Raw genomic sequence first — 25,377 nt, forward strand, 5'->3', positions numbered from 1 at the left:
AAAAATCTCATCTCTATTGTTAATGGCTTTATTTATTGCAGCATGCCAAAATAAAGACGCAAAAACTACTGAAGCTGACTCAGCAGACACTATGAAATATCCCTATACCTTTAAGAAAGAACAAGGGTGGGGAAAGAATAAAGACAGTAAAAATGGTGTCATTGCCCTTAGTACGATTAAATCTTTTGAAAATATGGATACTACTGCGATGGGGAAACTGCTTGCAGATAGTGTTTGGTTTAATTTGGATGGCTACAAATTTAAAAGAACGAAAACACAGTTTCTAGATCAAATCCAAGGAGAATTTGCCAAAATGAGCAGCTTCAAAATTGAGATGGAGGATATGGCATCTGTAATCAATAAAGACAAGACAGAAGAATGGGTGAGCTTATGGTATAAACAAGTAACTGCCACAAAAGATGGAAAAATCGATACCATTCAATTGTATAACGATTTCAAAATTAAAGATGGGAAGGTACAAGGTTTATCAGAATATGTGCCGCACCCTATGAAAATGTAACAAAAAAGCTCCAAAAAAATTGGAGCTTTTTTATGACTATTTATTTCCGCTTCCGGGAACATAATGCAAACCCGGTGTTAAATAATGGAGTAAAATTACTCTTGAATATCTATAGTTTATAGGAGAGCATAAAAACACGCCAAATAAAATTACGCCAACATAATACCAGAGGTTTTCATAAATAAGTTCTAGACCTAAAACATAGGCTGCAACTCCAATAGTAATAATCTCAGCTACATTCATAGCGTAGCTCACAAACATTGCGACATAAAAAAAACCAGGCTCACGCTCAAATTTTAAGTTACAAACCGGGCAGTTGATATTTGTTTTTTGCAACTTAAACGAGTAAGCGCTTCCGGTAAATATATCACCTTGTCGGCAACGAGGGCATTTACAATTTATAAATGCCTGAAATTTAGATAACTCTGCCATATTGAATATTATTAATGTACAAATTTACATTTTAATAAATATGCAAATTATGATCTACATCATGTTTTGAAATTAGATTGCGAACCTATTTTTTATTAGGGCGAATGATCTTTCCCCGCTTAACTTCAATTAATCCTTTGCCGGACAGTGCTTTGATTTCTCTTATAACCGTTTCTACCCTCAAGCCAGTCATATCGGCTAGATCTTGTCTGGTTACTTTCAAACTATCACCAACTTCAATATCGTTTAGAAGGTAATTTATGACGGTTAATAACCGGTGTTCTGCTTTTTCATTGGCCAGTTCTTCCAGCATCATTGATTTGTAAAACAACCTGTTGCTTAGCGTTTGAATAAGGTTGATGCCGAAGCCCGGTGTCGTTTCAATTAAGTCGAAAAATTGCTTCCTTCCAACCAGAATAATCTCCGATTGTTTATTTGCAATGGTGTAAGCTAAATACTTCCTATTTATGATTAGAGCAGGTTCACCAAAATATTGTCCCGTTTTAAAAATCCCCTGAATAAATTCCTTCCCATCTTCGCTTACCGTGACCATCCTAACTTCGCCAGATTTAATAAAATATACATATCGTGGTAACATTCCTGGTTCATAAATAGGTGCATCTTTCGGATAGACCTTTATTGCAAAACCGTCATCAATAAGTTGTTGAATATTCATGAAGCACTAACCCAATGTTTCTTTCATTAAATTAGTGTAAAACTGCTTCAACGATATGCCCATGGCAGCAACCTGTTGCGGAATAAAACTGGTAGCAGTTTGCCCCGGAATAGTGTTGATTTCAATAAAATAAAAATTTCCTGTTTCGTTTTCCAAAAAATAATCGATCCGCACTACTCCCCTACAATTTAATTTTGAATAAACGCTTTTTACGATTTGATGAACTCGATCATATTCTTCTTCGTTCATATTTCCTGGCGTGATTTCCTGAGTTGCGCCTGGCGTATATTTGGCTTCAAAATCAAAAAATTCGTTTGCTGGAATCACTTCTGTAGTAGGTAAAACCGTGATTTCGCCTTTAGCGCTATACACACCGATCGAAAATTCCCTGCCGCTCACAAATTCTTCTATTAGCACTTGTGTATCTTCGGCGAATGCTTTTTCAAGTGCCGTTTCCAGATCATCAGCATGTTTCACCTTGCTCATTCCGATACTACTTCCACCACTATTTGGTTTTACAAAATAGGGTAACCTTAAGTTTTCCTTGATTTGGTTGATGTTATAATTTCCATTCTTAAAAAGCTGAATAGATTTTGCAGTACATAAATCATCGATGCCCTCCACAATTGCTTTTGTATAACCTTTATTCATCGTTATTGATGAAGTTAAGGCATCGCAAGTGGTGTAAGGTATTCCCAACATATCGAAATATCCCTGCAGTTTCCCGTCCTCTCCCGGCGATCCGTGTATGGCAATGAATACGCCGTCAAATTTAATTTTACGACCCTCCAACATTAGAGAGAAATCATTTTTATCAATATCTATTTTAACGGAATCTGCAGGTTCGTAAAACCATCCCTTATCGTTTAACATTATTTTATAAACATCAAACAAATCGGTATCGATATTTTGAGCAATAGTTGCTGCACTTTTTACAGAAACAACCCATTCGCCTGTGGTACCGCCTGTTAACAACGCAATAGTTTTCTTCATCTTTAAAATCCTTATTTGTAAATAGAATTTGATCGTAATTATATCATCAAAAATATAAATATCTTTGCGCATTGTTTAATTTTGATCCAGAGAATTGATGATTGATGGTATTATATTTGCTCAAAGCAATGAACCCGATTGTTTGCAAAATGCTTTCGAAAATTAAATTAACTACATTTGAGTTTATACGCTTAACCCCAGAATTAAAGATTCATGTCTAAATTTATAGATTATTTAAAAACCAAAAGCTTTAGAAACAATATTTTAGCTGCCATTATCACAGTGGTTTTACTACTACTTATTGCTTTTTTCAGTTTAAGGTATTATACCAAACACGGTCAGGGATTAAATGTACCAATGGTTAAGGGATTATCATTTGATCAAGCGGTAAAAAAACTGGAAGATGTAGGTTTAAAATACGAGGTAGATTCTGTTTTTATCCTGGATCAGCCTGCCGGGATTGTAATCGACCAAGATCCTGACCCTAACACCTTTGTTAAGGACAACAGAACTATTTATTTGACTATAAACGCAGGTAAAACGCCTAACACAAAATTTCCTGATATTGCTTTTAAAACACTCAGAGAAGCACAGGCTATCATTGAAAGTTCCAGATTAAAACTTGGTGATACTACTTACAAACCGGACGTGAGTAAAGATGTAGTTTTAGAAGCTTCGTTCGGTGGCTCTGCCATTGCAGCCGGCGATATTATCCCTGTAGGATCGAGAATCAATTTGGTATTGGGAGATGGTAGAGGAAGTCAGGAAGTAGATGTGCCGCAATTGGTAGGCTTAACTGTTGATGAGGCTAAGTTTAGCTTAAAAGGATCGAACTTAAGTTTGGGGGATATTATTTATGAGGGCAATATTATCGACAGTGCAAATGCAGTGATTACCAAACAAGACCCCATGCCAGCCGATTCGGTAACAAAAGTAGCTATCGGAACACGAATTAACATTACGCTTTCGAATAAAGAACAATAAGATACAATGATCGAAGTAGAAAAAAAGAAAACGAGTACCGGTAAAAAAGCTGTTATTGCCATAGCTGTAGTCATTGTTTTGATTGCAGGTTATTTTGCCTTAAATTTTTATAGGCTTTACTTTGCCCCCAATGTAACCGAGAACCAAAAATATCTATACATTAAAACCGGTGAAAGTTATGACGAGCTTCTATTCGAAATCAAGAAAAGAGATATCTTGAATAGCGCCTCTTCATTTGCTACTGCTGCTGGGAAGATGAATTTACCTGCCAACTTAAAACCTGGTCGTTACCGGTTGAAAAAAGGGATGACTAACAGAACGTTAATCAATTTAATTAAAGCTGGAAATCAGGAACCTGTTAAACTGAAATTTCAAAATATTCGTAAGAAAGAGAATTTTGCCGCCTATTTAGCCAGTAATTTAGAAGCCGATTCCCTCAGTTTTATAAACGTTTTGGATTCTGCTGCATTGATTAGCAAATACGGTTTCAATAAGGATAATATCTATACCATGTTCATCCCGAATACTTATGAGATGTACTGGAATATTAAGCCTACCGATTTTTTGGAACGCATGCATAATGAATACGATAAATTCTGGACCGCAGAGCGTAAACAAAAAGCTGCAAGTTTGAACCTAAGTCCTGCGCAAGTTTACACGTTGGCTTCGATTGTAGATGCAGAAGCACTTTACGATAAAGAAATGCCCATCATTGCTGGTTTATATCTCAACCGTTTAAATAAAGGGATTTTATTGCAGGCCGATCCTACTGTTATTTTTGCAAATGATGATTTCACGGTGAAACGCGTTACGGGAAAATTATTACAGGTGCAATCATTATATAACACTTATAAATATGCAGGTTTACCTCCAGGGCCCATTATGATGCCTAGTATTAATGCTATTGATGCCGTTTTAAATCGCAATGAAAACAAATACATTTATATGTGTGCGAAGGAAGATTTTTCTGGCTATCATAACTTTGCAGAAACTAAAACAGAGCATGAAATTAATGCAAAAAAATATCGTGACGCCTTAAATAAAAGAAATATCTTCAGGTAATGTTTGTACATGAAACAAAAGTAAAAGTACGTTATGCCGAAACGGATCAAATGGGAGTTGTTCATCATGCAAACTATGCTTTGTATTATGAATTAGCTAGAACAGAGTGTTTTGAAGCGTGTTCTGGCATTACCTACGAATCGATGGAGGCGGAAGGTGTAATGCTTCCTCTATTAGAGCTCCAATCTAAGTTTTTGAAACCTGCTTTATACAATCAGTTGCTTACCGTTAAATGTATTGTAAAAGATTTGCCAACAGTACGTTTAAAAGTAGAGTACGAAATCTATAATGAAAAGGAAGAGTTAATCAACATTGGAAAAACTGTGCTTGTTTTTGTTGACAAACAAACCAGAAGACCTTGCCACCCACCCCAGAATTTTATGGACAGTGTGAAACAGTATTTTTAGAAAAAACAAATGGAATGGTTACATCGGCAATTGCTACATCTTAAAATCTATTCTAATTTTATCGAATGGACCAAAGGATGTGTATTGCCTGGGTTTAGCCCACTGCCACTCTACACCGTTGCAACATTTTTTTTTAGGGAAATTGGTAAAGATACGTTGGTGAACAAAGCTTCATCTTTGGCTTACAGTTTCATGCTAGCCATATTCCCTGGAATAATTTTCCTTTTTACGTTAATCCCTTTCATTCCAATTAATGGTTTCCAAGACCAATTGCTAAGTTTAATTGAGCTGGTTTTACCTCACAATGCTTACGATGCTTTTGAGTCAACATTGAAAGATATTGTCAAAAATCAAAATACAGGTTTGTTGTCTCTTGGTTTTCTATCGGCTATATTTTTTGCCACCAATGGTGTTAAAAACTTAATGAAGGCCTTTAATAAATCTTCACTCATTATAGAAACCAGAGGCTGGTTGAAGCAAAGATTAATAGCGTTTATTTTAACCACAGTAATATGTTTGTCTATTATTATTTGTATTAGTGCCATGGCAATAGGCGAAGTGGCATTAAATTACATTAAAGGCGAATTACACATCAAGGATAGCCTGGCAGTTTTTGCCATTCAATTTACAAGATGGGCATTGTTGGCCATTTTGTATTTCATCACCATTTCAATTTTGTACAGATATGGACCTTCACATACGAAAAAGTGGAAGTTATTTAGTGCCGGCTCGTGGCTGGCAACTATTTTAGCTTTTTTAACCATTTGGGGATTCTCCTACTACATTAATCATTTTGCATCGTACAACAAAGTTTACGGATCTATCGGAACCCTAATCGTGGTGATGATCTGGTTATATCTAAACTCTCTCATTTTATTAATCGGTTTTGAATTAAATGCAAGCGTTGATGTAAGTAAACGCAGCGTTAAAATAATAAGACCTACTTTCAATTTGTTCAAAAAATCTGATCCAATCGAAGGAAATATCCAAAAAAAATAAATTTTTCTACCTCTGCGTTAAGCAATTATCAATTTAATATAAAAAAAATGCATTCTTAATTTGCAGATTTAACCGGAGTTTGTACTTTTGCCTCCGGAAAGCTGGCAGAGTGGTCGAATGCGGCAGTCTTGAAAACTGTTGACTGTAACAGGTCCGGGGGTTCGAATCCCTCGCTTTCCGCAGATTTAATATCAAAATTTCAAAAGCCCGCAAATCCTAAGATAGCGGGCTTTTTTGTTTTTCAAAGTATTCGAAATATTTATGAAATCGAATGTTAGGAAAAGGACCTCTAAACAAACTAATTTCTTGTTAGAGCCTCTTCTACAGCAGTTTTTTTGACAACAATCCATCAATTTCATCATTAAATGCTTTGACGAAATCAGTGTAGTATTTTCCCGTTGCTGGTCCACTATAACCTGTATGGATCTGAGCAACATTTCCATTTTTATCTATGATGATCATCGTCGGAAAAGAAAGGAAATTACTTAATCCGGGAAGTGATTCTGCAACCTGTTTTTTATCCGGTTTGCCAGCAATCACCTGATCATATTCAATGCCGAACTTATCGCGGAATCTTCCTAATGCTTTTATTACATAAGCCGAATCCAATTGCCGCTCATAATGAATGCCAATAACTTCAACGCCACGACTGCGATTTTCCTTGTACCATGGAGCGATGAATGCTGCCTCATCTACACAATTAGGGCACCAGGTTCCGGTAATCGTCAGGATCACAACTTTATTTTTAAATTTCTCATCCTTTAACGAGATCTTCTTTCCATTAACATCCGGAAGCGAAAAGTCGAGCGTTTTATACCCTTCTTTTAAAAAAGTTAATTTGGTCGCATCCGGGAGAGCCGCATTTTGATTTTGAGTTCCGGTGAAGGGCGTATTCCCCCTTGCACTCACTACTTCTCCCACAATTTTACCGTCTTTTGAAAATGTGCCTTTGTAGTAAGCAGGACTCGAACCGATGAAACCGGAAAGGTAAAAATGGTTTCCTTCAACACTGCCTTCAAGATAGCGGGAATCGCCGGTAATGCGGAGAAATGTACCTGTAATTTTATTTCCGGCCTGCTTAAAAAGTCCTACCGCATTTTCACTTTTGCCATTCTGTGACTGAAAAACAATATCGTATTTTCCAGAAAAATCTGCATCTGGTGCCTGACCACTGGTTGCAAAACGATATTGCTTTGCTTTACTGGCATACACGGGCAGTGGTTTTCCAGATCCATCCTGTCTCTTCAATACGCCGACAAGTGAATCTTTCTGGATTTTAAAAGCAAGAACATTGTCGAACTGATCCAGGTTAATCAACAATGAATCTCCTTTCCTTTTTACAACTCCCCCGTCGAAGCGCTCATCGGCATTTAAAAAGCTGAGAAAGGGTTGATCACCGTTTCTATTTTTAATTTCAAAATTAAATGGTACTTCAACACCGGGTTTGAGATTAAAGACACCTCTCCAGATTCCATCTGCCTGAAAAGATTTCGGAGATCCGACACTATTGCTTTTGATTTCATTTTTTGATTGCGCTGATGTATTCTGTAGGAAAAGTCCCGCTACAACTATTAAAATATATTTTATTTTCATGGGATGTTGATCAATTAACAGCGCAAATGTAGGCATGATTAGCCTTAAGAAAAAAATATTTCAACAAAATCTATAGAATTACTAGACAATATGATTTTTCTATTATCTTTGCGCCAGTTATTTTAAAATACTTATCAAGAAAGGTGGAGGGAATGGCCCTGTGAAACCTTAGCAACCAGCCTTAGGTATGGTGCTAATTCCATCCCGGAAAGTCTGGGATAGTTAAGTCAGTTGAAGGCCAAATCATTGTTGATGAATATGAGAGCACTCCTGATTTATAGGAGTGCTTTTTTTATAAGCGGATTGCTACAATTGATAAGTGTTGATCTATCAGAAAAATAAATTAAATGGAAAAAACTAACGAGCAAAAATCAATTTACGCATTCATTTCAAACCTAAATAAAAGAGACCGAATGCGAACGGGTATTTGTATAGACTAAAGTCAGCAAATACCACAAAAACTTAAATTTTCATTATCAGTGTGTTAAAAATTCGTCAAAAGCGGAGTGGAAGAGCTTTGCCTAAATTTCGCGACATCATCCCTTAATTAATCATCAACAATATCTATTATGTTCAACAAGATTAAGCTTCCGGCAATATTATTTCTGCTATTGCTTTCCCCATTCGTACGTGCACAAAACATCTCCATATCAGGCACGGTTAAAAGTTCATCAGGAGAAACTCTGCCCGGTGTTTCCATTTTTGTAAAAGGTACCAAACAGGCAGTAACAAGTAATGGTGCCGGCAGTTTTACCATTACGGTAACTGGCAAAAGCACATTGGTATTTTCTTATATCGGCTTCGCCACTAAAGAAGTGGAAGTATCTGGCGATACACAGGTGCTCAACGTAGTTTTAAATGATGCGGATAATGCTTTGGATGAAGTTGTGGTTACCGCTCTGGGTATCTCGAGACAAAAAAAATCGCTCGGTTATGCCGTACAGGAGCTCAAAGGTGAGAGCTTGACTGAAGCGAGGGAAAGCAACCTGGTAAATGCGCTGGCGGGTAAGGTTGCCGGCGTGAGGGTGACCAATAGCCAGGGCGATATGGGTTCTTCCCGCATAGTGATTAGAGGAGAGACTTCTATTTCTGGCAATAACCAACCACTTTTTGTAGTGGATGGTATACCCGTGGATAATTCGCAGCTCAATTCCGCTGGCGCGAGAGATTACGCAAATACAATTTCCGATATCAATCCAAATGATATAGAATCGATCAGTGTGCTTAAAGGCCCTAACGCAGCGGCTTTGTACGGCTCAAGGGCAGCGGCCGGAGTAGTTATTATCAAAACAAAATCCGGAAAATCGAAAAAGGGTTTGGGGGTCAGTTTTAACTCCAATGGGGTTATTGAAAGTTTACTTACACTGCCAAAGTACCAGGATGTTTTTGGTCAGGGATCAGAAGGCAAGTTTAGCTATGTAGATGGCAAGGGTGCCGGAACGAATGACGGTGTTGATGAAAGCTGGGGCCCGAGAATGGATGGCAGGCTGATTCCCCAGTTTTTTTCAAAAGGAGTAGCCGTTCCATTTGTAGCCAATCCAGATAATGTTCGTGATTTTTTTGAAACTGGTTATTCTCTTTCCAATGGCATTGCCGTTGAAGATGCAGGAGAGAAATTTGATTACCGATTATCCTACAACAATCTAAAACAGGTTGGTGTGGTGCCTAACTCCGGGCAGGATAAAAATTCGTTTGCTCTGAACACCACCCTACGGATTACGCCAAAGCTAACTCTAACAGCAAATGCAAATTACAGTAAACTTGGTTCTGACAACTTACCAGGAACAGGCGGTTCCAGGTCGACCAGTACCATGCTTCAGTTTACCTGGTTTGGCAGACAGGTAGACATTAATCAATTGAAAAACTACCGGGATGAAAACGGAAACACTTTCAACTGGAACAACAGTTACTACAGTAATCCGTACTGGGTGGCCTATGAAAATACAGTATCCCAAAACCGGAACAGGATTATCGGAAACATTGGCCTGAATTATAAAATTACTGACGGTCTTAACTTTAACTTCCGTTCGGGAACAGACTATTATAATGATCGTCGTAAGATCAAGATTGCATATGGTACCAATGGAACTCCCTTTGGCTCCTATACCGAAAGTGCTTTTACCGTGAACGAAAGCAATACCGATGCAACCTTGAACTACACTAAACAGCTTAATGATGATTTCAGCGTGGAAGCTTTGTTGGGAACGAATATACGTTCGAGATATATCGAACAAAATGATCAGAGTGCACCGAGGCTTGCTGTCGCTGGCTTATACACTTTGAACAATTCCAGAGATCCGCTTACCTCTTCAAATAATTATAGTAAATTGAAATCCTACAGTGGTTATGCATCGGCGCAAATTGGATTTAGGAATTACCTTTTTGCAAATGTAACGGCCCGTAACGACTGGTCATCAACATTGCCGGCCCAGAACAGATCTTATTTTTACCCTTCCTTTAATGGAAGCCTTGTGCTGACAGAGGCTTTTGATATCAAGAGCGAGGTGCTCGATTATGCTAAAATCCGTGGAGGTTGGTCAAAAGTAGGTAAGGATGCCGATCCATATCGCCTGATTAACACTTATTCTTTCAGTGCCCCTTTTGGGAGCAATCCTCAACTCAGCCCTTCGGCCACAGATTTGAATCCTGATCTGAAACCTGAAACCACTACCTCATCTGAATTAGGAGCAGAAGCTGTGTTGTTCAACAAGCGCCTTCGTTTTGATGTAAGTTTATACAATACCAATAGCTACGACCAGATTTTAAGTGTGGATGTTAGTCAAAGTACCGGATTTAGGTCCAAATTATTAAATGCAGGAAAAATCAACAATAAAGGCGTGGAAGTACAATTGGGGGTTACTCCTATCAGAAAGCAGCTGACCTGGGATATTGATGTGAATTATGCAGCGAACAGAAGTAAGGTTATCGAGCTAGATCAAGCTGGGCTGTTGCAAAACTATGTCGTGGCAACAAACTCTGCTCAAGTCATCGCAGCTGTCGGCCAACCTTATGGAACGCTTTTCGGTAACGCTTTTTTAAGAGATGGCAGTGGAAATATCATTGTCAATGCAACAGGAGCTCCACAGACTGATCCTACCAAAAGGGTTCTGGGTAAATATACACCAGATTGGATAGGCGGCATATCCAATACCTTCACCTATAAGGGTATTAGTTTGGGCGTGTTGATTGATGCCAGCTTTGGCGGCTCAATTTACAACGGCACCTATGCAACAGGAACCTATACAGGTGTGCTGGCCTCTACCCTGCCAGGCAGAGCAGCAGAATTTGGCGGAATTTCCTATTATTATCCGGGAAATGTGAAAGCAAATGGAACGGTAAGACTGGCTGATGGTGCTACGGCGCCTGCCGGTGTAACGGTTTACGATGACGGAATGATTTTCGATGGGGTAACGGCTGATGGGAAACGCAATGAGAAAATACTTTCTGCACAAACCTATTACAAGTCGTTTCGCACCATTGATGAGGCCAATATATTTGATGCCTCTTACGTCAAACTCCGCGAAATTAAACTAAGTTATAACCTACCCTCGAAATGGATACGTCCGTTAAGTCTGCAAGGCGTATCGGTATCACTAGTAGGTAGAAACCTGGCGATACTGCACCGCAATGTAGCCGATATCGATCCGGAGGTAGCCTTTAACACTGGTAATGGCCAGGGGCTTGAGAGCCTTTCCAACCCAACAACCCGCAGCTATGGCATTAACTTGAATATTAAATTTTAATCCTATCCACATGAAAAATAAATTCCTATATATCACTGCTTTCGTTTCAATTTTAGCGGCCTCCTGCGGCAAGGAACTCGACGAAGTAAACATCAATCCGAACGCTACTGAAAATGCACAGCCTGATTATCTGCTTACTGCTGCGATAAAAAACACAGCCGATGCCTATTGGGGAACAACAAACAACATGAATTCGAGTCTTCTTTTTGCGCAACACTGGGCAAAGGTCCAGTATACCGAAGAAGATCGCTTTATTTATTCGAACAGTAGTTTTATCTCTTTATGGTCTACTTTGTACTCCCAAAGTATCACCGGTTTTAACAAGATCATTGAGATTGGAAATACCACCGCCAATCCAAATTACCGGGGTGTGGCTTTGACTTTAAGATCCTGGTCATTCCTGTTGCTTACAGATGCCTATGGTGATATTCCCTACAGTCAGGCAGGAAAATTAGACGAATTCATTACACCAGCTTATGATAAACAAAAAGACGTATATTTTGGCCTCTTGGAAGATCTGAAAAATGCTAAAAATGCTCTTGATCCAGCAGGGAAAGCCATTACAGGTGACATTATCTATGGTGGAAATATTGGTAAATGGAAAAAGTTCACTAACTCTTTACGGTTAAGAATCGCTTTGAGAATTGCAGACAGAGAACCTGCAAAGGCAAAGCAGGTATTGGATGAAATTAAGGCTGATGGCGATCAATATATCAGTGATAATACCGATATTGCCCAATTGATTTACCAGATCTCCCCACAACAGAACCCTGTAAGTGCACAATTTGATACCCGTGATGATTACCGGATTAGCAAAACAATAGTTGATAAGCTGTTTTCGCTAAATGACCCACGCCTGCCAGTTTATGCAAGCAGAACACAAACCGCAACCCCTGAAGAATATGTTGGTTTGCCCAATGGATTAACCAATTCAGAAGCCAGTAACCTGGGTTTTGCCAAAACATCCAAGCCAGGAACTTATTTTCTTGCGCCACAATCCCCTGCCGTAATTTTCAGCTATGCAGAATTACTTTTCGATAGAGCCGAGGCTGCTGCAAGAGGCTTAACTACAGAAAATGCTGCAGATCTTTACAAGCAAGGCATCATAGCTTCGCTGAAACAATTTGGTGTATCAGATGCTGCAGCCAATGCTTATCTGGCGCAGGCATCAGTTCAATATGATGCTGCTAATTATAAAAAATCAATCGGTGAGCAAAAATGGCTTGCGCTTTTTGGTCAGGGTTTGGAAGCATGGGCAGAGCGTCGCCGATTGGATTACCCGCAACTTACCGCTTCGGTGAATACCGTACTAAATGGCCAGATTCCGGTACGTTTTATTTATCCGGGTACAGAGCAATCCCTAAATGGACAAAGCTATAAAAATGCGGTGGCCACCCAGGGTGCTGACCTGCTGACCACCAAATTATGGTTTGATATCAATTAGTCTAGCTTTATCTCAGACTGAAAAAGTAATTTTGCCCTGGAAACCCAAATGTTTCCAGGGCATTTTTGTAACAAAATATTTTTCCGAGCCTGATGTTAGAGCGCCTGCTCATATTTCTCCTTTTGCTGTATCTTCAACTCTCGTTTATCAAAAGGATCCCGAGCAAAGCGCTGATCCTGCAAGCGGTCGTATTCCTTCACATAATCCGGATGTTCGGTGCCCATTACCCTATCCCAGAACCTGAAATACAGTCCATAGTTTCCCTTAAATTTACTGTGGTGCAGGTTATGGTGAACTGAAGTATTCAAAACTTCAAACGCCAGGGTGAAGCGAAACCATTTAGGCATGATTTCATAGCCAAGATGGCCGTACACATTTATGATGAAACCTGTCACAGTAAACAGCAATATTGTTAAGGGATGCATCGGCAACAGCATCACAATTAGCACCAAAACAAAGCCTTCGGTAAAGGCTTCCAGTATATGGAAACTATAAGAAGTCCATGGTGACGGATTAGTGCTTTTATGATGAACCAGATGGGCAAGTTTGAAAAGTTTTTTATGATGTAGCAGTCGGTGCATCCAATAAAAATAAGTATCATGGATTACGAGGCTCAAAACCAAAGCAACACCGATATACCATCCCGGGAAATCATCGATCTGACTATAAATTCTGGTGTACTGCTTAAGTGGGGTGAAAATTAACACCACTGCGATGATTGAAAATACAAACGTACTCTGCATGGAATGCCATACCTCACGGATGAAGTCTTTTTTTGTTGCCGACTTTTGCTGAATTTTAAACTTATTCAGTTTAGCAGGCATCAAGAGATAAAACAGCATGAAAGGAACTCCGGCAAGTACAAAATACCGGATGGCTGAAATACTAAAAATACCAACGGCGGATTCTATTATCTTTTCCATATCTATATTATTTTTGTCTCTCAAAAGTATAGAACAGATAGATTTTGCGCCGTTAACAAAAGATAATTTAGCAGCTTAACAAAAGATAATTTATGTCATTGCTTGCCTTTTGTATACATTCTTTTTCGAATACGGCTTAGAGAAACCGGAGTAATACCGAGCATGGAGGCAATGTATTTATCTGGCACTCTGTTTACCAGGTCAAAACGCTCAGTAAGAAGTTCCCGGTAGCGCTCCTCAGGCGATTGCGTAACAAACGATTCCAACATTTTTAAGGATTCCGCCAGCATTTTCATCAGAAAAAAATTTCGGAGCGGTTCGTACTCCGGGTGTGTCTTCAAAATTTCCTCCAAAACATCATAGTCAATCTGTAATAACTTTACAGGTTCAAGAGCACGGTAGATAAATCTTGAAGGTTGGCGGTTAATAATAGTATCGTGTGAGGCAATAAACTTGCCTTCGCCACGCAGAAGAAGAGTAGCTTCATCACCATTCTCCTTAATGATGTATACCCGAATGATACCTTGTTCTATAAAAGCCAGTCTGCGGCTATTTTCGCCTTCGCGGATATAGGCTTCATTTGTTTCCAGCGATACCACAGTGGTCATGGCAAATAAAGGCCCGGTATCCGCAGGCATAATCCCGGCTAAATCAAACAATAATTCCTGTAAGGTATCAATTGATGTTCTCATATAAATAATAGTGGTAATGAGCAATGGCTAAAATAAAAATATAATAGCAGCCTAGCAAAAGCTATCGCACGCTCCCGTCTTATTTTTGCGATCACTCAGATATCCTCAATTCACTTAAACGGGAACAGCATACAAACTTAAATCCAGGAAAACAAAAATCAGGATGGAAGACATAACATCAGACATTTATATTCTCAGTTACGGGAGAAATACGCTGCTTTATACGCATTTGTTAATACCCTACTTCACCTGGTTGTTAGCAGAAAACATTCTATACTTTGCCCCGTTTTTTCTTACGATGAAAGATGCCGGAAAAAGATACAGCTGTGTAATTATTGATGATGAATTTAGTTCGATAGAGATATTAAAAGAATATATCTCCAAGATACCAAAACTTGAGCTACTTAAATTTTATCTTGACCCAGTTTCGGGTTTGAAAGCCCTACAAGGCGGACTCAAAGCCGATATCTTATTCCTTGATATCAATATGGAGATATCAGGATTGGATATTGCAAAAATGGTTCGTAATCAGGTAAAATCGATTATTATTACCAGCGGTCATGTTGAAAATGCCCTCTCCGCATTTGAAGTAAATGCAGATGCTTTTTTAGTGAAACCTATTGGCTTTAAAAGATTCCTTAACACGGTAAATCAGCAGATCGTAAAGAATGTTTCTGATTCAATCAACAGATGATGGTCGGCTTTCGCCTGGCTTAAGAAATCTAACTATAAAACTCTTCTCGAAAGAAGTTGTTGAAACAATAGTTAAAGCTGATAAATCATTTAAGGATAATTTATTCGTTTCTATTATCAGCATATAATGACTCCTCATCGTTTTCTTCTAAAATAATTTATTTTCTGTTGGAATAAGTATATCTTGAAACATCGGTGTCTTTAATACAAAGTGCCTAGTAAAACATACGACAACAAGAGATTGCCTGTTAATGTCAGAGAAAGAACTTAAGATTTTATCGCTATTTGAAAACATTGAGCAGGGTAGCAAAGCTGCTTTCGATGAGCTTTTCATGCTATATCACCATAAGCTACTGTGTTTGGCAAAACAATATATTAAAACTAAGGAAGGCGCTGAAGAAATCACATCTGAACTCTTTGTGAAACTATGGCTCAAACGGCACAATCTCTCTCAGGTGATCAATCCAGAAGTATATTTGTTCATTTCAATAAAAAATGCCTGCCTCAATCTGATTAGAGCTGAAAAAAAGAGAAACTCGATCTTCAGCCTCTCTTCTTCTGCAGAAGAACCCATAAATCAAGAAAATTCGGGTATGGCTGATCAGGAGTTATACAAACTGCTCGATGAAGCAGTGGCTGGGCTCCCAGAACAGCGAAGAATTATTTTTATTCTTATTAAAGAAGATGGATTAAAGACCAAGGCTGTAGCAGAAATTATGGGGATTTCGGCGAGGACGGTTGAAAACCAGCTATACAAAGCTGTCAAATCTTTGGCGGATACGCTGAGTCTATATTTAGGTTATCACCCTCAAAACAGGAAAAAACGTAGCGTGGCTTCTCAATGGCTTCTTTCCTTTTTTTTCTAACCGTAGTGAGTAGTTTTCAAATTGAAACTGTCTTTAATGTAAAAGCATGGAATGATGAACAGACAAAAATTCATTAAATTATTTTCCCAAAAAATTTCGGGTGAAATTAATGCCGAGAACCAAGATCTTTTAAACGTCGCGATCAGCGAAAATGAACATTATAAAGCATTGGCAGACGATTTGGAAAACTATCTACCTAAGCAACCTACAAACGTCAGTCCGGATCGTCAGCAGCAATTAAACCAAATCTGGGCCACTATTGGGGCAAATGAAAATGAACATTTCAAGGGTAAATACAGCTATTCCAAACCAAATAAAATTGTCCGCTCGGCAATATGGATTAGATCTGCTGCAGCAATAGTTATCATATTCTTTGCAGGTTTATTGCTTTACCGACTTCTAAACAGGCAACAACCTACTAAATTTGAGCAGCTAACCACTCAAGAAGTGAAGACTTTTAAAATGCTGGACGATGGCACCAAAGTTTGGTTAAACAAACATTCAACCTTACGTTACAATAAGGGCTTTGGCACAGGTGCAAGAGAAATAATAATAGAAGGCGAAGCCTATTTTGATGTGGTCAAAAACAACCAGATTCCGCTGTATGTTCACGCTGGAAATATTGATATTGAGGTAAAAGGCACCGCATTTAATGTCAAAGCTGAAAAGAATAGCAAAGATATTGAGGTAGCACTACTAAGAGGACTCATTGAAATTAGTGACAGACTAAATAAAAACAACAGCTTATTATTGCGCCCCAATCAAAAAATTATTTGCAACACACAACAAAAGGATAAAGAAAGTAACCTTCAAATTAAATTAGTAAATTCAGCTGTGCTTTTGGCTGAAACAAGATGGATTGCGGACACCCTTGTTTTCAGAAAAGAAAAACTTAAGGATTTGGCCCTTAAAATTGAGAAAAAGTACGATGTTAAAATAGATATCCAAAGCGAAGCGCTAAAGGAAAAAAGGTTTAGCGGAATATTCATAAACGAAACGATCGAACAGGCAATAGCTTCCCTTAAATTGTCATACCCACTGAACTATACAATTAACAAAAGGTTGGTTGTAATTAAGGAGCAGGAATGAGAAAAGCGATAATGCTCCTTGCGCTAATGTGGATAGTGGGTTCCGATATTTCGGCTCAGGAAAAAAAATTAACCTTGACGTTACGGCAACAACCGCTTAAAGAATTGTTTAAAAAAATCGAAAAACATTGCGATTATGGTTTTATATACAGTGATGAAGTAGTTCAGGATACGATGCTGGTATCTGTCAAGGTAAAAGACATGGCTGTTTCCAACGTGCTTGGGACGGCTCTTAAAGCCCATAGATTGGTTTTTCATTTAATCTCCGAAAAACTGATTGCTGTTGGCTATCAAAATTACCCGCTGAAAAACCGCGAGGTTTCCAGGTCGGCATTCTCCGGAACAATAACAGATAAAAATGGCGTAGGCATCCCCTTTGTATCTTTAACCCTACTGCGATCATCAGATATTATTGAAAAAACAGTAAGTGATGATAACGGTCGTTACCAGCTCAACTCTCCTCTTTTACCCGAACATGGCTATCGGCTACTGGCAACCTTTGTCGGTTATAAGCCGCTCGAAATTTCCTTTACCCTTGTAGATATTTCGCATTTACAGAAGCTGGTGATGTTTGAAGACGCACAAACCTTGCAAACCGTAACAGTCGTCAACACTAAACCACTCATCGAAAGAAAAACCGACCGTTACATCGTTAATGTGGAGAACGGTTCACTAGCCCAAGGATTATCAGCTTTCGAGGTACTACAAAAATCTCCTGGAATTTGGGTAAATCAGGATGGCAGTATCAGGATTAAGGGAAATCAATCTGTGATGGTGATGATCAACGACGTTGTTCAGCGGATGTCGCAGGATGACTTAGCAGAATACCTAAAATCACTTAGGTCCGAAGACATCAGTAAAATTGAGGTGATATATAACCCGCCTGCAGAATTCGAGGCCGCAGGAACGGGTGGGATCGTTCACATCGTGCTTAAAAAATCCCGGAAAGATGGTCTTAACGGATCCCTGAATGCGAGGTATCAAAAACAGGGAAAGCAGGGATTGATCACTAGTGGAAGTTCGTTGGCTTACAAGCTGAAAAGGCTTTATCTAGCTGGTAATGGCTCATACACCAATGATAAAAATTCTTCTTATGGTGAGGAAACCTTTTACTACCCTGATGCAAGCACGTTTAGCAATACAACGGTTCGCAGCAACAAAATTTCGAGGTATCAATATCGTTTCAGTGCGGTTTACGACATTGCGTCAAATCAATCACTGGCAATACAAAATACAGGTTCAAAGAACCAACCATCGCAACAATTTTTAACAGATATCATCTATCGAAATATCACCACCAGAACAGGTTATGCCCGTGCAGATTGGGATAGAAAAATTAAATTCAATAGCACTACGCTTAACTATACATGGAAGATCGACAGTCTTGGCTCCTCATTAAAGGTGATTGGAGATTATTCTGAAAATGCTAAAAAGGAGCAAAACCAGCTTTTAACAACTTATAGCTCCCCGTTAAGCAACATGCAATCCAGAACCTTGACACCGAGCAGTACAGAAATTTATGCCGGCCAAATTGATTACACCAAAAACTGGAAAAATAAATTTGAATTGAAGAGTGGAATAAAGTACAGTGCTATCCACAGAGATAATGAAAGCATAAGCGAAAACCTAATTCAGGGCCTCTGGATAAATAATCCGCTAATCAGTAATCAGTTTCTGTATAAAGAACAGTTGGCCATGGTGTATACAACGCTTGAAAAAACTATCGGCCTAAACAGCCTCAAAATTGGATTAAGAGCTGAGCAAACCCATTCTAACGGACTTTCAGTTACATCGGCCGATGCTTTCAAAAGAAAATATTTTAGCCTATTTCCATCGGTTTACTTAATGAGAACGCTAAATGAAGATAAAGGTTCATCGCTGTTCCTCAACTACTCCAAAAGGCTTCAACGACCATCTTTTAATGATCTTAATCCTTATCGGTTGCAAGTTCACGATTACATGATTTTAACGGGAAATCCTGATCTACTGCCGCAATATTCGCATAATTTTCAGGCAGGTTATAATTTTTTGAGCCATTACAATTTCGATGTTTATTTCTCTTCAACCTCTAATCTGATTGCCTTGCTGGCTAATACAATTGCCAATAATGTTGTTGAATACAAATCATTCAACTTTAGAAAAGGTACGGAATACGGCTTGAACTTAAATGCTTCACCGCAAATTTCGAAGGCCTGGAAGAGCAACTACAGCTTTTCCCTTTACCGGGCTTCAGCTTCTACAAATAACCTGGGCAATACAAAGACTACGCTGGCCGCAAAATCTATGCAGACCATAAGTTTCAAAAAATTACCGAGCTTGGATATCATTTCAGAATATAAATCCCCATCGCTTTCCGGTAACACGAGGCTCGGGCATCTGTTCTACGTTGATCTGATGCTTTCACAAAAAATAATTAAAGAAAAAGGAGTGGTGCGAATTTATCTTTCCGACGTATTTAATACCGTGGGAGAAAAGGAATTTTCGTTTAATAACGGCACCATAATCGATTTTTATCAAAAGCGACAAACCCGGAATATTAGTTTATCCTTCAGCTATAATTTCAGCCTCGGTAATAAGTTTAATCAACACAACATTGAGCAAAGCAATAAAGAGGAAAATAGAAGGATGGGTAATTAACTACTTTAAGAGTATTGGCTATGACTGCTAAAAAATATCGTTATTTCATTATCACGCTTGCGTTATTCATCGTTGCGAGTTTATCAGCGAATGCGCAACAGGTTACAGTAAAACTTGATAAAAAACCTATTATAGAGCTATTTAAGCAGATCCAGAGTCAAACAGGATACTCCATTATTTACAGTAACGAAATCGTTTCCGATTCTACGTTGATATCAATTGAGGCAAATAAAATAAACGTAAATAAATTACTGGATAGCGTCCTAGCCTTCAAAAACCTATTTTCTCAAACACTTTCAGCATCATTGATTGTGATTCGAAGCAAAGAGATGGAGCTTGAAAAATCCAGCCCTAATCAAGTGATCATTTCTGGAAAAGTTATGAATAGCAATGACCATGGAGTTCCATTTGTAACAGTTTCACTTTTAGAAAGCGGAGTGTTGGTAGGTGGAACCATTGCAGACGAGCATGGAAATTTTAAATTCTCCTATCCATTGAGAAAAAATAATGGTTTCACTTTGAAGCTAACTTCCCTTGGATACGACAACCTGATTCTAAAATTGCCAGTGGATAAATATCCTATCGGGATACAAGATTTTGGAAAGATCACCCTCGAATCCCAATCTAAAAATCTACAATCGGTACAGGTTAATGGAAATCAAAGGGTAATTGAAATGAATGACGGAAATATTGTCTTCAACGTCTCCAAAAGCATCAGCGCACAGGGCACAAATGCACTTGAACTGTTAGCCCGGGCACCAGGTGTCAGCGTTGCCAGTGATAATTCCATCTCGTTGAATGGTAAATCGGGGGCATCGATTTTAATTGATGGAAAGATGAGTTATTTATCTAACGGAGAAGTTGCAGAACTACTTAAGACGATGTCATCCTCCAATATCAGATCAATTGAAATCATCAACAGTCCCGGAGCCAAATACGATGCTGCAGGTACGGCTGGGATTATCAATGTAAAGACTTTGAAATCGACTGTAAATGGCTTGAACATGAGCATCACCTCAGGGCTAAATTATGGCGTTTATTTGAGAAACAATCAGGATCTTTCCATCAACTATAGAAAAAACAGATTCAATTTTTATGGTTCCTATAGTCATTTTTTCGGCTATTATTCTTATCTCTACGGAGGAGACCGAATTCAAGAGGGTAGATTCTATAATAGCTTCACCGATGACGTTGACAAAAGAAATAAAATCGGATCGAGAATTGGTGCAGATTTTATGATTAATAAAAAAAGTACTGTAGGCATATTACTAAATGGTAATTTCCTTTTTGGTGGAGGAATAACAGATACCAAAACCGAAATTGGCCTGGAGTCGACGAAGATAGTGGAGCAAACGCTTACTGCAGTGAACGACTATTATGCGCAAGGTACCCAACGATATAATTTTAACGCGAATTATAAATTTGAAGATACGTTAGGCAGAATTCTGAATATTGACGCGGACTATGGGAATTTTACCAAACGAGCAGGAAACCTTCAATCTAACAAGTATACGCTGAATGATCAAACTGTACTCAGTGATAACCTTTATCGCTCATTAAATGGTATTGATATTAGTTTAGGTGCGGTTAAAGTCGATTACACGACAAATCTTTGGAAAGGAAAACTGGAGACTGGGGTGAAATATTCAAGCGTATCCTCTTCAAACAACTCCCGGTTTCTGGAAATCCAGCCGGCAGGTGAAGTGCTGGATCCCTCAAGATCGAACAAATTCTCTTTCGAGGAGAACATTAGCAGTGGTTATGTTAACTATAAGAAACCATTTGGAAAATGGCAACTCCAGGGCGGTTTGAGGGTTGAAAATTCACGTTCGAGAGGTATGCTCGAAGAAGTTTCCGAAATTTCAGGCAATCAGCAAACTATCAACCGAAACTACACGAACTTCTTCCCTTTCTTTTCCGCCAGTTTAACGGCCTCCCCTTCACATAGCTTTTCTTTTAGTTATTCCAAAAGGATAGATCGGCCAGCTTACCAAAATCTAAATCCCTTTATTTATTTATTGGATGAACTTTCTTTCTGGCAAGGAAATCCATTCCTGAAACCTCAGATCAGCCATCGAGGACTAATACAATATGTACACAAAAGCACCATCATCGGCTTAGGTTATACGTATACCAATGATTTTAGCATGGAGGTAACGGATACCATCGGTTCATCGAAAATTGTTATGATTCCCCGAAACCTGGGCAATCAACAGCATGTTGCATTAACACTAACCCAATCGCTAAAGCCTGTGGCTTGGTGGGATATTACCTTTAATGGAACGCTTTTCCGTCTTAATAACAACATTGATTTCGGGAATAGCCGAACCCTTGATCTTAAACAAACAGCTGCGAGATTAAGTCTCCAGCAGACATTCCGATTGCCCAAGGGTTTTGTTGGCGAACTGATGGGATTTTACAACTCTAAACGCCTTGTTGGAGCAAATCAGTTCTTTGAACCCAATAGTCAGGTAGACATAGGATTACAGCGAAGCTTTTGGCGAAAGAATGGAACTTTAAGAGTTGTTTATAGTGATATTTTCAAAGGAAGCAAGGCAAACTCCTTTCAAAGCATAGGGGATTTTACCATCCGAAACTATAGCTATTTTGAAACCAGACAACTAAAACTGAGCTTCAGTTACAAGTTTTCTACCGGAAACTCAAAAGGTCCAAGAACCCGAACTTCTGCTTTAGAGAATGAAAGTGGCCGAATCAAATAACATTTAGAAAGTATTTTCGGCTATTTACTCAGATGGATTTAGATCTCACTCTTGCTCAAACATCTTGAATAAACCCTAGATCTCTTCACAGAAAATAGCCGACTGAACGCAGATGAGAACAATTATTTCCTCATCAAAAAATCCAACACAATTTTGTTGAAAGCTGACGGATTTTCCTTGGGAGCGAAATGGGTTGCACCCTGTAGCAGCTGTACTTCTGCTCCGGGTATTCCCTCTGCAATAGATCGGGTATGCTCCTCTAAAATAATATCTTTCTCACCCGCAAGTACCAGTGTTTTGGCGGTTATCTTTTTAAGCGACTTTTGATCAATCTGCGGCTCCTTTAATAACATCTCGAGGAGCAGCACGGTATTCTTATCATCAGGATTGTTTTTCGCCTTTAGCTTATTCAGATCACTTTTAGTTTGCTTCAAAATTTTCGGACTAACAGCGGATTCATCAGGATTAAGGTTAGCGCCCATCACTACCAATCTTTTAACGTAATCAGGATTTTTAATGGCAAGAGTAAGACCGGTATTTCCGCCATCACTCCAACCTAAAATACTCACATTTTTGAGATGTAGACTATCTAAAAGCGTTTTCATATCTTCCGCAAATAGATCATACGAAAGGGATTCAGACCTATTTCCTGAACTTTTTCCCTGTGCCCTGGTATCTACTGCGATTACCTGAAAGTGCTTAGCAAACTCCCCTATCTGCGATTTGAAATCACTAATAGATCCACCGTTACCATGTAGCAACAGCAAAGGCTCGCCTGATCCATAAGTTTCATAGTAAATTTTTGAGCCCGCAACATCGATGTATTTACCTTTGAGCTTATCACGTCCATAAGGATAAATGACCTTTGCATTCCTGGAGTGTATATGCAGATGGTGAAGAATATTTTGATCGCTATCCAAGGCCAGTTCTATTTTTACCCCTTGTTTTTCCTTTAAAGTTTCAGTGCCCCTAAAGCCTTTAAGTGGCAATGGCGATTCTTCGAAATCAGCATTAGGGATAACCACTTTTTTCCACAAACCAGCAGCCGTTTCCACCTCGAAGCTAAAATTATCGTAATAAAAATCCCCATTTCCACGGGTATTCACATATAACCATACCTTTTGTGCACTTGACGCTACTGTTCCGGCGATCTCATAGTGATGCCAGGCAGAATCTTTATTAGTAGCAGGTTTCGATTGCCTTGTTCCGGGAACAAAATCATAATCTCCTTTTCCAACCTGAAGAAAAAAGAATCCCGCCAGGCCAATACTGTCGGATGGTATATTCTTGATATCCACTCCTGCCTTGAAGCGCTTTCCTATAAAAGATTTAATTGGAATTTCCCGTACAATCCCAAGATCATTACTGGTAGTAAGTTGTCCAAAGCAAGGCAAAGCGGAGGCAAAAAAGAAAATTATAGCGCAAAACCGAATGGTGTTATACCTCATATAGCAGAATAAAACAATGTTACTAAAGTCAATCTCGGCGCTAAATTAGAATTTCAAATTAATTTTATCTATCAAAAACACTAAGCAGAAATTATTAAAATACCAAAATTCATTTTACGTCTCTATTATGACAGCGCACCTCCACCATTTTTGCTCGATTTAATCGGGATGCTTGTGTATGATTTTACCGCTTAAACATTCTTTTTTATAATCGATTGCCTGATGAATTGCTTAAGCTCCATCCGAAAAAAATCTAGCTGATAAGTTTCTTTTTTGATAAAAAACTTTATTTAAGGAATCAATTTTTTATCACGCAAACTTTCGAACAGATTGAAAAATGTTTCCTCTGTATCTTGATATTCCATAAACCCGAAATTCCTGCTTTTTGACATGCTGGTCATCACCTCTATTGGCCTGCCCAGATCCAGATCAGTATGCCAGGCTGAGGCTAATCGATCCAGGTTCGTTTCTTTTAAATGATATTTACTGGCGATATCTGCCCATACTGAAGAAGCATTACTCATCTGATCTTCCAATGGATTTATATCCCCGTTGAAGCCAACACTAGCAATTTCAAAGTAATCGGCAATTTTTTTCCAAAGCCGGTTCCAGCGAAATACATCTCCATTTACCACATTGTAAGCCTGATTTTTTGCAGAATCTGTGGTCGAAGCCCAAATTAAATGAGCAGCTAAAATTCTTGCATCCGTTACATCAGATATTCCTTCCCACTGTGCTTTTGAACCTGGCCAAACAAAAGCATTTCCAGTTTCCTTACAGATCGTGGCATAAGCTGCCAGTGTAGTTCCCATATTCATGGCGTTACCAACAGCATGGCCAATTACTGTATGCGGCCGATGTATGCTCCAGGTATAACCATCTCTCGCAGCTCCGGCATAAACTTCATCTTCCTGAGCATAATAAAAATTTTCCAAATCCAGGCGGGGATGTTCCTCTCTGAGAGGTGTTTCAGGAAGAAAACCTTCTTTTGCGTAAGCCTCAAATGGTCCGAGGTAATGTTTCAACCCGGTTACCAGTGCTACATGTTCCACTGTTTGTTTTGGCGAAAGGACGCTCAGCAGGTTTCGCACCATTAATCCGTTTACCCGAACATTTTCCGCTTCCGTATTATTGCGCATCCATGTGGTAATAAAGACATGCGTCGGCAAAATATTAGTAAGTCCGGTTTCTAAACTTTTTAAATCAAGCAGGTCTGCAGCAACAGATATAAGTTTTTCATTCTCCGAATTTGGATTTCGGGAAAGGCCGTATGTTTCCCAACCCTGTTCAATCAGTTTTTCCGCCAGATTTCCTCCCGTGATGCCACTTGCTCCAACCACTAATGCTATCCTTTTCATATTTTTCTTTTTATTTGTGCAAAGTTATAGTCGAGATATTGAAATACACTTGATATTTGTCAAGAGGGCAAATCCATATCTTCAAATAACAGGTAGTAC

The 25,377-nt window shown here is 38.8% G+C and carries 20 protein-coding genes, 1 tRNA gene and 1 riboswitch; of the genes, 13 read left to right on the forward strand and 8 right to left on the reverse strand.

The window, feature by feature from the left end; all coding sequences use genetic code 11:
- The first annotated feature begins 22 nt into the window (after positions 1-22).
- On the forward strand, positions 23-520 hold the full coding sequence (locus tag AC3ITD_RS08125) for a nuclear transport factor 2-like protein (RefSeq protein ID WP_489365559.1): 498 nt from the start codon (positions 23-25) through the stop codon (positions 518-520).
- Positions 521-556: 36 nt separating this feature from the next.
- Here AC3ITD_RS08125 and AC3ITD_RS08130 read toward each other — a convergent pair whose 3' ends face one another.
- The 3 genes from AC3ITD_RS08130 to AC3ITD_RS08140 form a co-directional block, all read right to left on the reverse strand.
- Positions 557-952 (reverse strand): DUF983 domain-containing protein, encoded by a 396-nt coding sequence (locus AC3ITD_RS08130; protein ID WP_489365561.1) that lies wholly within the window; start codon positions 950-952, stop codon positions 557-559.
- Positions 953-1,037: 85 nt separating this feature from the next.
- Positions 1,038-1,628, reverse strand: coding sequence for a Crp/Fnr family transcriptional regulator (locus tag AC3ITD_RS08135; RefSeq protein WP_489365563.1), 591 nt, complete (start codon positions 1,626-1,628; stop codon positions 1,038-1,040).
- Positions 1,629-1,634: 6 nt separating this feature from the next.
- Complete coding sequence (locus AC3ITD_RS08140) at positions 1,635-2,621, reverse strand: D-alanine--D-alanine ligase (RefSeq protein WP_489365565.1); 987 nt, start codon at positions 2,619-2,621, stop codon at positions 1,635-1,637.
- Between the two features lie 213 nt (positions 2,622-2,834).
- Between AC3ITD_RS08140 and AC3ITD_RS08145 the strand changes: the two genes are divergently transcribed.
- From AC3ITD_RS08145 to AC3ITD_RS08165, 5 genes are all read left to right on the forward strand, one after another.
- Positions 2,835-3,605, forward strand: coding sequence for a PASTA domain-containing protein (locus AC3ITD_RS08145; protein ID WP_489365567.1), 771 nt, complete (start codon positions 2,835-2,837; stop codon positions 3,603-3,605).
- 6 nt (positions 3,606-3,611) lie between these two features.
- Complete coding sequence (gene mltG / locus AC3ITD_RS08150; protein ID WP_489365568.1) at positions 3,612-4,667, forward strand: endolytic transglycosylase MltG; 1,056 nt, start codon at positions 3,612-3,614, stop codon at positions 4,665-4,667.
- Entirely contained in the window at positions 4,667-5,074 is a 408-nt protein-coding gene (locus AC3ITD_RS08155) for an acyl-CoA thioesterase (protein WP_489365570.1), read from the forward strand. Before mltG ends, AC3ITD_RS08155 begins: the two co-directional genes overlap by 1 nt.
- A gap of 9 nt (positions 5,075-5,083) precedes the next feature.
- Entirely contained in the window at positions 5,084-6,073 is a 990-nt protein-coding gene (locus AC3ITD_RS08160; protein WP_489365572.1) for a YihY/virulence factor BrkB family protein, read from the forward strand.
- Between the two features lie 95 nt (positions 6,074-6,168).
- Positions 6,169-6,253, forward strand: a tRNA-Ser gene (locus AC3ITD_RS08165).
- Positions 6,254-6,394: 141 nt separating this feature from the next.
- On the opposite strand, the gene AC3ITD_RS08170 is transcribed toward AC3ITD_RS08165, so the two are convergent.
- Positions 6,395-7,702 (reverse strand): peroxiredoxin family protein, encoded by a 1,308-nt coding sequence (locus AC3ITD_RS08170; RefSeq protein WP_489365574.1) that lies wholly within the window; start codon positions 7,700-7,702, stop codon positions 6,395-6,397.
- A gap of 92 nt (positions 7,703-7,794) precedes the next feature.
- Positions 7,795-7,895: riboswitch (SAM riboswitch) on the forward strand.
- Between the two features lie 340 nt (positions 7,896-8,235).
- Here AC3ITD_RS08170 and AC3ITD_RS08175 point away from each other — a divergent pair.
- Positions 8,236-11,409: a SusC/RagA family TonB-linked outer membrane protein gene (locus AC3ITD_RS08175; protein WP_489365576.1), complete on the forward strand. Its 3,174-nt coding sequence runs from the start codon at positions 8,236-8,238 to the stop codon at positions 11,407-11,409.
- A 10-nt stretch (positions 11,410-11,419) separates the two neighbouring features.
- Positions 11,420-12,853, forward strand: coding sequence for a SusD/RagB family nutrient-binding outer membrane lipoprotein (locus tag AC3ITD_RS08180; protein WP_489365578.1), 1,434 nt, complete (start codon positions 11,420-11,422; stop codon positions 12,851-12,853).
- A 95-nt stretch (positions 12,854-12,948) separates the two neighbouring features.
- Here AC3ITD_RS08180 and AC3ITD_RS08185 read toward each other — a convergent pair whose 3' ends face one another.
- Positions 12,949-13,776, reverse strand: a complete 828-nt coding sequence (locus AC3ITD_RS08185) for a sterol desaturase family protein (protein ID WP_489365580.1) — start codon at positions 13,774-13,776, stop codon at positions 12,949-12,951.
- Positions 13,777-13,871: 95 nt separating this feature from the next.
- A complete protein-coding gene (locus tag AC3ITD_RS08190; RefSeq protein WP_265798709.1) occupies positions 13,872-14,468 on the reverse strand; it encodes a Crp/Fnr family transcriptional regulator in 597 nt (198 codons plus the stop codon).
- 163 nt (positions 14,469-14,631) lie between these two features.
- On the opposite strand from AC3ITD_RS08190, the gene AC3ITD_RS08195 reads away from it, so the two are divergent.
- From AC3ITD_RS08195 to AC3ITD_RS08215, 5 genes are all read left to right on the forward strand, one after another.
- Positions 14,632-15,162: a LytR/AlgR family response regulator transcription factor gene (locus AC3ITD_RS08195; protein WP_489365581.1), complete on the forward strand. Its 531-nt coding sequence runs from the start codon at positions 14,632-14,634 to the stop codon at positions 15,160-15,162.
- A gap of 250 nt (positions 15,163-15,412) precedes the next feature.
- A complete protein-coding gene (locus tag AC3ITD_RS08200) occupies positions 15,413-16,027 on the forward strand; it encodes an RNA polymerase sigma-70 factor (RefSeq protein WP_489365582.1) in 615 nt (204 codons plus the stop codon).
- A 51-nt stretch (positions 16,028-16,078) separates the two neighbouring features.
- Positions 16,079-17,116 carry a FecR family protein gene (locus AC3ITD_RS08205; protein WP_489365584.1) on the forward strand — a complete coding sequence of 346 codons (1,038 nt, stop codon included), beginning with the start codon at positions 16,079-16,081 and terminating at the stop codon, positions 17,114-17,116.
- Positions 17,113-19,752: an outer membrane beta-barrel protein gene (locus AC3ITD_RS08210; protein ID WP_489365586.1), complete on the forward strand. Its 2,640-nt coding sequence runs from the start codon at positions 17,113-17,115 to the stop codon at positions 19,750-19,752. Before AC3ITD_RS08205 ends, AC3ITD_RS08210 begins: the two co-directional genes overlap by 4 nt.
- A gap of 20 nt (positions 19,753-19,772) precedes the next feature.
- A complete protein-coding gene (locus AC3ITD_RS08215; protein ID WP_489365588.1) occupies positions 19,773-22,472 on the forward strand; it encodes a TonB-dependent receptor in 2,700 nt (899 codons plus the stop codon).
- A gap of 122 nt (positions 22,473-22,594) precedes the next feature.
- On the opposite strand, the gene AC3ITD_RS08220 is transcribed toward AC3ITD_RS08215, so the two are convergent.
- Together AC3ITD_RS08220 and AC3ITD_RS08225 are read right to left on the reverse strand one after the other, a co-directional pair.
- Positions 22,595-23,920 carry an alpha/beta fold hydrolase gene (locus tag AC3ITD_RS08220; RefSeq protein ID WP_489365590.1) on the reverse strand — a complete coding sequence of 442 codons (1,326 nt, stop codon included), beginning with the start codon at positions 23,918-23,920 and terminating at the stop codon, positions 22,595-22,597.
- Positions 23,921-24,210: 290 nt separating this feature from the next.
- Positions 24,211-25,278 (reverse strand): SDR family oxidoreductase, encoded by a 1,068-nt coding sequence (locus AC3ITD_RS08225; RefSeq protein ID WP_265798702.1) that lies wholly within the window; start codon positions 25,276-25,278, stop codon positions 24,211-24,213.
- Positions 25,279-25,377 lie beyond the last annotated feature (99 nt).

This window comes from Pedobacter sp. KH_004, assembly GCF_057840755.1.